Raw genomic sequence first — 12,309 nt, 5'->3', positions numbered from 1 at the left:
AACCTAGCCCTCACTCCCGTCGCCGGGTCCGTCCGCGGGCTCGGCGTCGGGGCCCTGGGCGCGGACGCGCTGCACGTGTTCCAGGGAGTCCCGCAGCTCGGTCAGCCAGTCGTCGCTGTGCCGCCGCACCAGCCGTACGCACCAGGCGAGCGCGTCGCTGCGGCTGCGGGCCACGCCACCGGCGACCAGGGTGTCGAGCACCTGCCGCTCGGGCTGGCGCAGCCGGGTCATCACCGGGGCGGCGACCTGCGTGAACATCACCCGCTCACCGCCGCACTCGACGCCCCACGAGACCTTCCTGCGGAACTGGTGCTCGGCGTCGCGCGCCACACCGATCCGCTCCTCACGGGTCCGCTCCCGGAACTCCTGCACCCGGCCCCGTACGGCAGCTTCCCGCTCGACGGCCGAGGCGGCGTCGGGCAGCCGGGGCTGCGGTATCTCCCCGATGACGGTGATCTCCTCGCGGTCCACCGTCACCTCCACCAGCCTGACGAAGAGATCGTCCGGCAGCCGGCCGGCGAACCAGCCACGCAACCGCTCATGCTGATCCGTTGTAATCATGTAATCGACGTTACTCGCCCACGCCGCCATGACAAGAGCTGGAGCGAAAGGAACGTAAGGAACCCAAGGAACGTAAGGGGGTGAGGATCTAGCGGCCTCCGGTCCAGGGGCCCGGCAGCCGGGGGCCGCGGCGCAGCCGCAGGGCGAGCAGGCCGAGCGCCAGCCCCAGCCCGACGAGGACCAGGCCGCTGCCGAGCGGCAGGATGCGCAGTACCGGGTCGACGGCACCCGCCGCCCGGACCGCCGACTGCCGTGCGGGCAGCTGGGCGGACGCCGACGGCATGAGCCCGGCGTCCTGCGACGTCTCCTGCGGTACGGCCATGTCGTCGCCGGTGCCGACGCCCTGCCCGGAGTCCTCGTCCTCCCCCGCCCCTTCGTCCCGCGTGTTGTCCCGCAGGGGTTCCGGGGCGCGCCCGGGCCGCTCCCGGCCCTCGCCGGCCTTGCTTCCGGCCCGCCGGGTCTCGTCGGCGGAGGCCGAGGGTTCCGTGGACGCGGAGGGGCCGGGCCGTGCGGACAAGGGGGCGGCGGACGCATGCGCGGGCCGTTCGGCGGAGGGGGAGGAATCGGGGCGGGCGGGGGAGTGGGAGTGGTGGGAGGGGCGGGGCCGGGAGGAGTGCGCGGAGCCGGAGCCGGAGCCGTGCGCGTCGTCGCCGGTCGATCCGGAGGACGAGGTGGCGGTGGAGCCGTCCGCGCCGTCGGTCTCGCCGGCACCCCCGGAGTCGACCGAGCCCGCGGAGTCCCCGGAGTCCGCGGAGTCCCCTGAGTTCTCGGGCGCCCGGGAAGGGTCCGCCTCGCGTGAGGGTGCGTACGCGGACCGGCCGACGTACGCGACCGGGGCCGCGAAGGACAGCCTGATCACAGGGAGCACGCGCGCGGACTCCGGTACGGCCGCGGAGGCCGGTGTGGCCGCCCCGCCCCCCAGAGCGCTCGCCGCGACCCCCGCGAGCACGCCGCACACCCTTGTCGCGCGTGTCGCGCGCCGCCATGGAGTCACGTCGGTGACCCCCTCCCGGGAACAGGCCGCCAAGATCGATGGAATAAGCCTGACATGCCCTGACACACCCGGCATTCCGGACTGCCCCGTCGGGCGGAAAGGGTGGATCAACCTGCGTCGGGGGCACCACCGTGATGAGGTACAGGGGTGCGAGAGAATGACGGTATGGAGATGCCGAGGAACGATAGGTCGCCGGAGAACGCCCAGAAGATCCTGGTCGTGGGCCAGGACGGCATGGCGCTCGGTGGTGCCGACTCAGACGACGAGCCGCGCGAGACTCCGGTGACGGAGCAGGTCGAGCAGCCGGCGAAGGTCATGCGCATCGGCAGCATGATCAAGCAGCTGCTCGAGGAGGTGCGCGTGGCTCCGCTGGACGAGGCGAGCCGGGCCCGACTGAAGGAGATCCACGCCAGCTCGGTGAAGGAGCTGGAGGACGGGCTGGCCCCGGAGCTCGTGGAGGAACTGGAGCGGCTCTCCTTGCCGTTCACGGATGACGTGACCCCTTCCGACGCGGAACTGCGCATCGCGCAGGCCCAGTTGGTCGGCTGGCTGGAGGGTCTCTTCCACGGCATCCAGACGACGCTGTTCGCCCAGCAGATGGCGGCGCGGGCCCAGCTGGAGCAGATGCGCCGAGCCCTCCCGCCGGGCGCGACGCACGAGGGCCAGGACGACCTGCGCGCGGCCGGCCGCACGGGCGGCCCATACCTGTGAACGCGCACCCACCTGTGAACGCGCACCGACCGCTGAACGCGCAACGACGCATGTGACGCGGACCGACGCGGCCGATGCCCGTCGACAGCGCGAAGGGGGCCCGGCGGTTCGACCGCCGGGCCCCCTTCGTACGTCCGCGAGCTCGGCGCCGTTACGACGGCGGGTTGCCCGTGGAGACGTTCAGCTGGATCTCGACGTCCTTGGGGTCGATGTCCGTGCCGGGCGCCGGGAACTGCAGCGTCACCGCGCCGTCGCCGTAGGTGTTCTCGTCGACCTTCTTGATGTCGAGCTTCCAGCCGGCGGCCTGCGCGCAGGCCCGCACCGAGTCGATGTTCTTGTACCGGAAGTCGGGAAGCTGGATCTTGGTCTCGTCGTTCCACGACTTCTGCGGCTCGGTGCACTCGTCCTTCTCGACGGTGCGCGTGAGGTCCGGGCCCCGGTAGCCGGCCGCCTTGGAGGCCGATGCCGTGGGGGTGGTGGTCCCGCCGCCCTTGCCCTGGTTGTCGTTGCTGCCGTTGTGGGCCAGGAGGGCGACGACGAGGCCGCCGACGGCGAGCAGGGCGACCACGACCGAGCCGATGATCACCGGCTTGTTGCTCTTGCCGCCCCCGCCGGCCGGGGCCGACGGCTGTGGCGAGATGGTGTACGGCGGCGGGGTCGAGGGAGTCTGCTGCTGCGCGGCGTACGGCGTCGGGTAGCCGCCCTGCTGCGGGTAGCCGTACGCCGGGGACGGCGTGGCGGGCGGCGGGGTGGCGCCGTAGGGATTCGGGACCGGCGTCGCATTCGGGGCCGGCGTCGGCTGGTACGGCGTCTGGACGCTGCCGTGCGGGGCCGGCGCGCTCTGGTCGAGCGGCGGGAACACCGCGGAGCCGACGCCCGCGCCGCTCTGCGACTGGGTGCCGGGAACGATGCTCGGCGGGGCCGGCTGGAACGACGCCGCCACCCGCAGGCATTCGTCGCGCATGGACTCGGCCGTCGGGAACCGCTCGTTCGGGTTCTTCTTCAGCGCGCGGGTGATCAGCGCGTCCACGGCCGGCGGCAGGGCGCGGTTGATCGAGGAGGGGACCGGGGGCTCCTCCTGCACGTGCGCGTACGCGATCGCGAGCGGTGAGTCCGCGTCGAACGGCAGCCGCCCGGTGACCAGCTGGAACAGCATGATGCCGACCGAGTACAGGTCGCTGCGCGCGTCGACGCCGCGGCCGAGGGCCTGTTCGGGCGACAGGTACTGCGGGGTGCCGACGACCATGCCGGTCTGGGTCATCGAGGTGACACCCGACTGCATCGCGCGCGCGATGCCGAAGTCCATCACCTTGACCACGCCGCGCTTGGTCATCATCACGTTGCCGGGCTTGATGTCGCGGTGGACCAGCCCCATCTCGTGGCTGATCTCCAGCGCCGCGAGCACATCCGCGGTGATCTTCAGCGCCTTGTCGGCGGGCATCGCGCCGTGCTGCCGGATGTCGTCGCCGAGCACCGAGCCGAGCGGGCGGCCCTCGACGTACTCCATGACGATGTACGGCATCGTCGCGCCGCCGAGGTCGTCCTCGCCGGTGTCGAAGACGGAGACGATGTTGGTGTGCGTGAGCTTCGCCACGGCCTGGGCCTCACGGCGGAAGCGCTCACGGAAGGCCTGTTCGCGGCCCAGCTCGGTGTGCAGTGTCTTGATCGCGACCTGGCGGTCGAGCACCGCGTCGTAGGCCAGGTGCACCGAGGCCATGCCGCCCTCGCCGAGCAGATCGCGCAGCTGGTACCGGCCGTTCGCGAGCGCCTGCCCCGCATAGCGGCCTTGTGCGCCGTCCTGGCTCATCTCGCGTCCCCCACAGCCCTTCCGGCGCCGACGATCTTGGATTTTCGTTGATCCACTGTGCTATTCCCGGCCAAGTCTGCCGCAGGGCACTGACACGTCAAGCTCGGTGCCCGATCCGTGACCGTACGCGAAAGAAGCGTCGCGGAAGCGTTACAGGCGCCGTACGGCCGGTACACAGAATTTGCACGAGCGGACGGATGCGGGGTTTGATGGCCGGTCCGTCCCGTACCGGTCAGCACGTCCATCCGGGACCGGCGTCTTGCGCCGAGGCTGTAGCGTGGCCGACGGAGACCGTAACAACACCGCGCGGACCGCGGGCAGAAACGACGGCGAGGACTGATGGCACAGCAGCAGCGCGCTCAGGGCCCGTCCGACCCCGAGGCGACTGGCGGCGGTATGTCAGACGCGCCGGAGAACTGGGGCAACGGCGGGCTTGTCGGCGACGGCCGGTACCGGCTGACCCACCGGCTCGGCCGGGGCGGCATGGCCGAGGTGTTCGCGGCCGAGGACGTACGGCTCGGGCGCACCGTCGCGGTCAAGCTGCTGCGCGCCGACCTGGCCGAGGACCCGGTGTCCAAGGCCCGCTTCACGCGTGAGGCGCAGTCGGTGGCCGGTCTCAACCACCACGCCATCGTCGCCGTGTACGACTCCGGCGAGGACGTCGTCGGCGGCCAGAGCGTGCCGTACATCGTCATGGAGCTGGTCGAGGGCCGTACGATCCGCGACCTGCTGCTCAACGCCGAGGCGCCGGGCCCCGAGCAGGCGCTCATCATCGTCTCCGGGGTGCTGGAGGCGCTGGCCTACTCGCACCAGCACGGCATCGTGCACCGCGACATCAAGCCGGCCAACGTCATCATCACCGACAACGGCGCCGTGAAGGTGATGGACTTCGGCATCGCCCGCGCCCTGCACGGCGCGTCGACGACGATGACGCAGACCGGCATGGTGATGGGCACCCCGCAGTACCTGTCGCCGGAGCAGGCGCTCGGCAAGGCCGTCGACCACCGCTCCGACCTGTACGCGGTGGGCTGCCTGCTGTACGAACTGCTGTCGCTGCGGCCCCCGTTCACCGGCGAGACCCCGCTGTCGGTGGTCTACCAGCACGTGCAGGACATCCCGACGCCGCCGTCCGAGGCGTCCGACGGCTGCCCGCCGGAGCTGGACGGCCTGGTGATGCGGTCGCTGGCCAAGGAGCCCGACGACCGCTTCCAGACGGCCGAGGAGATGCGCGGGCTGGTCCAGTACGCGCTGCAGATGCTGTACGACCAGGGCGGCCACACCGGCACCTGGAACACCGGCCCGGTGGCCGTGCACGACGGCCGGCACACTCCGGCGGGCGGCTTCGCGCACACGGCCGTCATGGCGCACCCCGGCGGCCCCGGCCCCGGCACCGCGCAGATCCCGCAGCCCATCCTGCCCACCGGGTACGGCAACGGCGACGACGGCGGTTTTGAGGGCAGCGGCAACAAGGGCAGCGGCCGCGGCAAGCTGTGGGTCCTCGCCGTGCTCGCGGTGATCGCGATCGCGGCGGGTGTGGCGCTGGCCGTCAAGGGCACCGACACCAAGGGCGGCAAGCCGGAGACCAGCCCGACGCCGAGCATCTCCCAGTCCCGGACGCAGGAGAGCCCCAGCCCGTCGCCGAGCGACGAGACGACCGACGACGGCTCGGGCGGGACGTCGGACGACAACACCGGGTCGGGCTCCGGCTCGTGGAACCGGCCGTCGTACACCCCCTCGTACACGCCGTCACAGCAGAACTCCAACCCGCCCTCGAACGAGCCGACGGACACCAGCACGCAGTCCTCGAACCCGACGGACGGCGGCACGACCAACGGCGGTACCACCGACGGCGGCACCACCGACGGCGGGACGACGGACGGCGGCACCACGACGGACGGCGGTTCGGCGAACAACGGCGGCACGTCGGACGGCGGCACCACGAACAACGGCGGCACGACGACCGGCAGCGGCACGACGACCGGTGTCACCGTCGGGGGCAGCGGCGCCACGCCCTGACACCCCGGCCGGTCCGCTTCCCACGCGCGCGTGACGCCCCCTCAGGGCGCCACGCGCGCGTGCTGTTTCCCCGGGCGCCACGCGCGCGTGCTGTTTCCGCCCCGGCACGCGCGTGTGCGTTTCCGCGGGCGGCGGCTCACTGCGTGAACGCGTCGCACACCGCCTCGTAGCGCCGCGTCCACCACACCACGAGCGCGGACGCCGCCGGGAACTGCGGGTCCGCGCGCCGGTCGTCGCGCTCGTAGTGCCAGCGCAGCATCCAGAAGTCGTTCAGCCGCTCCCACCACACGCGGTGCACGGCCGCCGCCAGCTCCGCGGGCGTGGCCCCGGCGGTGCGTCGGTACGCGCGCGCGTAGGCGCGCACCTTCGGCAGGTCGAGAGTCCCCCCGGGCTGGACGAAGAAGATCACGGCGGCGCGTACGGCCTCCTCGGCACGCGGCTGTACGCCCAGGCGGTCCCAGTCGACGATCGCGGCGGGCGCCTGGTCGCGGTAGAGCAGGTTGAACGGGTGGAAGTCACCGTGCACCCAGCCCACCGGCCCGCCGCGCGGAGGGCGCCGGTCGGCGTGCCGTTCCAGCAGGCCGCGGCGCTCCAGCAGGCGGTGGCGGGCCAGCTCGTCGAAGGAGTCGGCGGGGCGGTGGCGGCGCACGCGGGCGAGGAGCTCGTCGATGAGCGTGAAGGTGGCCGCCGGATCGGCGCTCTCCACGGGGTGGGGGCTCGCGGAGGGGCGGGTGCGGCCCTTGGGCGGCATCACGCGTTCCAGGCAGGCGTGCACGGCGCCCAGGAGGGCGCCCAGGCGTGCGGACTCGCCCCGGGTGAGCTGGCCGCCGTGGCGGTGACGGCCGTCGATCCACGGGTGCAGGGCGTAGACGTGGCCGCCGATCACGGCGACCGTACGGCCGTCACGGCCGGGCAGCGGCGGGACCACCGGGACCCCGAGGCCGGCGAGGCGCTGGGTGGCGCGGTGCCGGCGCTCGATGGCGGCGGGGTCGGCGGTGTCGGGGTCGGAGTGGTGCTTGAGGAAGTAGCGCCCGCGCGTGGTGCACAGGTGGTAGCCGCGGTTCAGCAGGCCCTGGGTGACCGGCTCGCAGGCGAGCACGGAACCGGCGGCGTAGCGGCTCAACAGGGCGCGTAACGGGGGCGCCTGAGGCGCGGGGGGTGGTACACACGGGCGCGGCACGCGCCCGATGCTAGGGCAGGAACCCGGCCCGTGAGCTGGGCGTTGTCACAGACAGTCATTTCCGGTCGCAGGGTGTACCGGAAATGGTCCGGCCGAGTGAGGAGGGTGGGGCGGAAAGGTGGCACCGCGGCGAAAAGGGCGTAAGGCTGTCGGTGGTCCGGAATAAGGTGCCTATAAATCACCCTGGCGGACGAGGTGCGGGCTTCCGTCAGGGCGAATGCGGCGATTCACCGGCCTCCGCGCGCCGAGGGTGCCGTCACCCGCAGGCTCTTCCCGAGCCCGGGGTGGCCGGGATAACGTGCCCCCTGTTCCGGCCCCCTGCACGGCCGTGACCAGCGGCAACCCCGAAAGCCCGGCGAAGTACTCGGATCTCCTATCAAAAGTACTTGGAAATCCGAGTAAAAACGCAGGTCAGGAGGGGTTTCACAGAAATGTGGAGCACTGGGTAACGTGATTGTTGCAGGGCGCTCGCCGGGGCACCTGTCACGCCTGTTCCCGGCCGAGTGGCACCCACCCCGTGCCCGGTGGTCGGACCAGGTGAGCCTCCCCCAGGCTCTCTACGAGCAGGGGGGATCCCCAGGCCAACCGGCAACCCCGGGGGCCGGACCGACGGAGGAGCACACGTGACCGTGGAGAGCACTGCCCCGCGCAAGCCGCGACGCAGCGCCGCAAGCAAGGCCGGGACCGACGGCAGCACGACGGCCGCGACCAGCGGCGGCAAGACGGCCGGAACCACCGGTACCAAGCGCGCCACCCGCACCACCCGCGCCGCGAAGAGCGCCGAGCCGGAGCTCGTCCAGCTGCTGACGCCCGAGGGCGAGCGGGTCAAGAACGCCGAGTACGACGCCTACGTCGCCGGCATCACCCCCGACGAGCTGCGCGGCCTCTACCGCGACATGGTGCTCACCCGACGCTTCGACGCCGAGGCCACCTCCCTGCAGCGCCAGGGCGAGCTGGGCCTGTGGGCCTCGCTGCTCGGCCAGGAGGCCGCCCAGATCGGTTCCGGTCGCGCCACCCGCGAGGACGACTACGTCTTCCCGACCTACCGCGAGCACGGCGTCGCCTGGTGCCGGGGTGTCGACCCGGCCAACCTGCTCGGCATGTTCCGCGGCGTGAACAACGGCGGCTGGGACCCCAACGGCAACAACTTCCACCTCTACACGATCGTCATCGGCTCCCAGGCGCTGCACGCCACGGGCTACGCCATGGGCATCGCCAAGGACGGCGCCGACAGCGCGGTCATCGCCTACTTCGGCGACGGCGCCTCCAGCCAGGGCGACGTGAACGAGGCGTTCAACTTCGCCGCCGTCTACAACGCGCCGGTCGTGTTCTTCTGCCAGAACAACCAGTGGGCGATCTCCGAGTCCAACGAGAAGCAGACCCGCGTGCCCCTCTACCAGCGCGCCCAGGGCTTCGGTTTCCCGGGTGTGCGCGTCGACGGCAACGACGTTCTCGCCTCCCTCGCCGTCACCCGGTGGGCGCTGGAGCGCGCCCGGCGCGGCGAGGGCCCGGCGCTGATCGAGGCGTGGACCTACCGCATGGGCGCCCACACCACCTCCGACGACCCCACCCGCTACCGCGGTGACGAGGAGCGCCTCGCCTGGGAGGCCAAGGACCCGATCCTGCGCCTTCGCCGCTACCTGGAGGCCTCAAACCACGCGGACGAGGGATTCTTCGCGGAACTCGAGGCCGAGAGCGAGACGTTGGGCAAACGAGTGCGCGAAGCGGTCCGCGCCATGCAGGACCCGGACCACTTCGCCATCTTCGAGAACGTGTACGCGGACGGGCACGCGCTCGTCGACGAGGAACGCGCCCAGTTCGCCGCCTACCAGGCGTCGTTCACGGATGCTGAGGGGGTCTGACATGGCAGCGGAGAAGATGGCCCTGGCCAAGGCGATCAACGAGTCGCTGCGCCACGCCCTGGAGGCGGACCCCAAGGTCCTCATCATGGGTGAGGACGTCGGCAAGCTCGGCGGTGTCTTCCGGGTGACGGACGGCCTGCAGAAGGACTTCGGTGACGACCGCGTCATCGACACCCCGCTCGCCGAGTCCGGCATCGTCGGCACGGCGATCGGGCTGGCCCTGCGCGGCTACCGCCCGGTCGTGGAGATCCAGTTCGACGGCTTCGTCTTCCCGGCGTACGACCAGATCGTCACCCAGCTGGCGAAGATGCACGCCCGCTCGCTGGGCAAGGTCAAGATGCCGGTCGTCATCCGCATCCCCTACGGCGGTGGCATCGGCGCGGTCGAACACCACTCCGAGTCCCCCGAGGCGCTCTTCGCGCACGTGGCGGGCCTGAAGGTGGTCTCCCCGTCCAACGCCTCCGACGCGTACTGGATGATGCAGCAGGCCATCCAGAGCGACGACCCGGTGATCTTCTTCGAGCCCAAGCGGCGCTACTGGGACAAGGGCGAGGTCAACCCGGAGGCGATCCCCGGCCCGCTGCACAAGGCCGAGGTGGTCCGTGCGGGCACCGACCTCACCCTCGCCGCGTACGGCCCGATGGTGAAGCTCTGCCAGGAGGTCGCCGACGCGGCCGCCGAGGAGGGCCGCAGCCTGGAGGTCCTGGACCTGCGCTCGGTCTCCCCGCTGGACTTCGACTCCATCCAGACGTCGGTGGAGAAGACGCGCCGCCTGGTCGTCGTCCACGAGGCGCCGGTGTTCTTCGGCTCCGGCGCGGAGATCGCCGCCCGGATCACGGAGCGCTGCTTCTACCACCTGGAGGCGCCTGTGCTGCGCGTGGGCGGCTACCACGCCCCGTATCCGCCGGCCCGCCTGGAGGAGGAGTACCTGCCGGACCTGGACCGGGTACTCGACGCCGTCGACCGTGCCCTGGCGTACTGAGGAGAGGGTCGTGACGACGATGACTGAAGGGTCCGTACGCGAGTTCAAGATGCCCGACGTGGGCGAGGGACTCACCGAGGCCGAGATCCTCAAGTGGTACGTCCAGCCGGGCGACACGGTCACCGACGGCCAGGTGGTGTGCGAGGTCGAGACCGCCAAGGCGGCCGTCGAACTGCCCATCCCCTACGACGGCGTGGTCCGCGAGCTGCGCTTCCCCGAGGGCACCACGGTCGACGTGGGCACGGCGATCATCGCCGTCGCCGTGGCCGGCGGCGCGCCCGTCGAGCAGGCGGAGCAGCCGCAGGCCCCGGCGGCCGAGGCACCGCAGGCCGCGCAGGAGCAGACCGCGGGGTCCGTCGGCTCGGGCCGCCAGCCGGTGCTGGTCGGATACGGCGTGGCGACCTCCTCCACGAAGCGCCGCCCGCGCAAGGCGCCGGCCGCCGCGCAGGAGCCGGCCGCGGCGGCGATCCAGGCGGAGCTGAACGGCCACGGCGCCGCGGAGGCCGGTCACGGCGCCGCGGAGGTCGTGGACCGGCCGCGGCCGCTGGCGAAGCCGCCGGTGCGCAAGCTGGCCAAGGACCTCGGCGTCGACCTCGCGACGATCACGCCGACCGGCCCGGACGGCGTCATCACCCGCGAGGACGTTCACGCGGCGGCGGCCCCGCAGCAGGTCACGGAACCGGCCACGGAGCCGGCGCCCGAGCCCAGGGCGGCCGCCCCGGCGGCCCCGGCCCCGGTGTCGTACGACACCGGCCGCGAGACCCGCATCCCCATCAAGGGCGTCCGCAAGGCGACGGCCGCGGCGATGGTCGGCTCGGCGTTCACGGCGCCGCACGTCACGGAGTTCGTGACGATCGACGTGACCCGCACGATGAAGCTGGTCGAGGAGCTCAAGCAGGACAAGGAGTTCGCGGGCCGCCGGGTGAACCCCCTGCTGCTGATCGCCAAGGCGCTGCTGATCGCCATCCGCCGCAACCCGGACATCAACGCGTCCTGGGACGAGGCGGCCCAGGAGATCGTGGTCAAGCACTACGTCAACCTGGGCATCGCCGCGGCCACCCCGCGCGGCCTGATCGTCCCCAACATCAAGGACGCCCACGCCAAGACGCTCCCGGAGCTGTCCGACGCGCTGTCCGACCTGGTGTCGACGGCCCGCGACGGCAAGACGTCCCCGGCGGCCATGCAGGGCGGCACGGTGACGATCACCAACGTCGGCGTCTTCGGCGTCGACACCGGCACGCCGATCCTCAACCCTGGCGAGTCCGCGATCCTCGCGGTCGGCGCGATCAAGCTCCAGCCGTGGGTCCACAAGGGCAAGGTCAAGCCGCGCCAGGTCACCACGCTGGCGCTCAGCTTCGACCACCGCTTGGTGGACGGCGAGTTGGGCTCCAAGGTCCTGGCCGACGTGGCAGCGATCCTGGAACAGCCGAAGCGGTTGATCAGCTGGGCGTGAGAGCCGTCTCCGACAAGTAGGCCGGGTCATGAGGAAGGGCGGTCGCAAGTTCGTCTTGCGACCGCCCTTCCCTTCCTCAGCTCCGCTCCGCCTACCCGAGCCGGTCGGCGACGAGCCCCAGCCAGGACCTGGGGGGCAAAGGGGCCGGCGGGTCGACCTCCATGCCCAACTCGGCGAAACCCACGGCGTAGTCGGACTCATCGAGGTCCAGAGCGAGCAGCGCGTGCAGTTCACCCACGAGGCCGGCGACCAGCTGAGGGTCGGTGGTGGCCCGGTAGTCGTCGACGGCGGCGTCGTGGTCGTCGAACTCGTCCGGCATGTCCTGGGAGAACCAACCGCCGAGGAACTGCGCGAGTTCGGGGAACCGGGCGTGCCACTCCCAGTGGGTGGCCGGGGCGCACGGGGGCGGTACCTGGCCCTGTTCGATGCTGTGCCGGATGTGGTCGGCCAGGCAGTACAGCCACTGCTGGATCTGGTCCTCGGGCAGACCGACGTCCGGGATCGGGTAGAACTCGCCGAGGCGCAGGCGGAGGCGCCCGGGCGGGTTGTCTGCGTAGTCGCGCAGTTGGCGTTCGGCGATCGCGAGGGCCCAGGGGCGGGTGTGCCAGGTGTGGCGCAGGTAGGCGGTGAGGGCCCGGCTGGCACGGTCGGGGCGGTCGTCGGCGGGCTGCCCGGCGTAGGCGCGCATCACCTGGTCGAGCTCGCCGTAGCGGCGGTCGTGTTCGAGGGGGCTCAGGGGCACG

The 12,309-nt window shown here is 71.9% G+C and carries 10 protein-coding genes; 5 read left to right on the top strand and 5 right to left on the bottom strand.

Annotated elements, in window-relative coordinates; genetic code table 11:
• Positions 1-3: 3 nt before the first annotated feature.
• Both AC0B9F_RS28800 and AC0B9F_RS28795 read right to left on the bottom strand, forming a co-directional pair.
• Positions 4-561, bottom strand: a complete 558-nt coding sequence (locus tag AC0B9F_RS28800) for a hypothetical protein (RefSeq protein WP_472007495.1) — start codon at positions 559-561, stop codon at positions 4-6.
• An 88-nt stretch (positions 562-649) separates the two neighbouring features.
• The gene (locus AC0B9F_RS28795) at positions 650-1,510 is read right to left on the bottom strand and encodes a hypothetical protein (RefSeq protein WP_472007493.1); all 861 of its coding nucleotides are present in this window, start codon (positions 1,508-1,510) and stop codon (positions 650-652) included.
• Positions 1,511-1,720: 210 nt separating this feature from the next.
• Between AC0B9F_RS28795 and AC0B9F_RS28790 the strand changes: the two genes are divergently transcribed.
• Positions 1,721-2,266: a bacterial proteasome activator family protein gene (locus AC0B9F_RS28790; RefSeq protein WP_472007492.1), complete on the top strand. Its 546-nt coding sequence runs from the start codon at positions 1,721-1,723 to the stop codon at positions 2,264-2,266.
• A gap of 151 nt (positions 2,267-2,417) precedes the next feature.
• Here AC0B9F_RS28790 and AC0B9F_RS28785 read toward each other — a convergent pair whose 3' ends face one another.
• Positions 2,418-4,073 carry a protein kinase domain-containing protein gene (locus AC0B9F_RS28785; RefSeq protein WP_472007491.1) on the bottom strand — a complete coding sequence of 552 codons (1,656 nt, stop codon included), beginning with the start codon at positions 4,071-4,073 and terminating at the stop codon, positions 2,418-2,420.
• Positions 4,074-4,412: 339 nt separating this feature from the next.
• Between AC0B9F_RS28785 and AC0B9F_RS28780 the strand changes: the two genes are divergently transcribed.
• Complete coding sequence (locus AC0B9F_RS28780) at positions 4,413-6,089, top strand: protein kinase domain-containing protein (RefSeq protein WP_472007490.1); 1,677 nt, start codon at positions 4,413-4,415, stop codon at positions 6,087-6,089.
• A gap of 136 nt (positions 6,090-6,225) precedes the next feature.
• Here the strand turns inward: AC0B9F_RS28780 and AC0B9F_RS28775 are convergent, their stop codons facing one another.
• Positions 6,226-7,269, bottom strand: coding sequence for a phosphotransferase (locus AC0B9F_RS28775; RefSeq protein ID WP_472007489.1), 1,044 nt, complete (start codon positions 7,267-7,269; stop codon positions 6,226-6,228).
• Positions 7,270-7,892: 623 nt separating this feature from the next.
• On the opposite strand from AC0B9F_RS28775, the gene pdhA reads away from it, so the two are divergent.
• The 3 genes from pdhA to AC0B9F_RS28760 are packed head-to-tail and all read left to right on the top strand — an operon-like array spanning position 7,893 to position 11,566.
• The gene (pdhA, locus tag AC0B9F_RS28770) at positions 7,893-9,131 is read left to right on the top strand and encodes a pyruvate dehydrogenase (acetyl-transferring) E1 component subunit alpha (protein ID WP_472007488.1); all 1,239 of its coding nucleotides are present in this window, start codon (positions 7,893-7,895) and stop codon (positions 9,129-9,131) included.
• A gap of 1 nt (position 9,132) precedes the next feature.
• The gene (locus AC0B9F_RS28765; RefSeq protein ID WP_472007486.1) at positions 9,133-10,113 is read left to right on the top strand and encodes an alpha-ketoacid dehydrogenase subunit beta; all 981 of its coding nucleotides are present in this window, start codon (positions 9,133-9,135) and stop codon (positions 10,111-10,113) included.
• 10 nt (positions 10,114-10,123) lie between these two features.
• Positions 10,124-11,566 (top strand): dihydrolipoamide acetyltransferase family protein, encoded by a 1,443-nt coding sequence (locus AC0B9F_RS28760; protein WP_472007484.1) that lies wholly within the window; start codon positions 10,124-10,126, stop codon positions 11,564-11,566.
• 91 nt (positions 11,567-11,657) lie between these two features.
• Here the strand turns inward: AC0B9F_RS28760 and AC0B9F_RS28755 are convergent, their stop codons facing one another.
• Positions 11,658-12,308 (bottom strand): contact-dependent growth inhibition system immunity protein, encoded by a 651-nt coding sequence (locus AC0B9F_RS28755; RefSeq protein WP_472007482.1) that lies wholly within the window; start codon positions 12,306-12,308, stop codon positions 11,658-11,660.
• Between the last annotated feature and the right edge of the window lies 1 nt (position 12,309).

The organism is Streptomyces sp. NPDC097129 (assembly GCF_055668065.1).
Note: the sequence above shows the minus strand (reverse complement) of the source record. Positions and strands in the feature narration are given on the sequence as shown.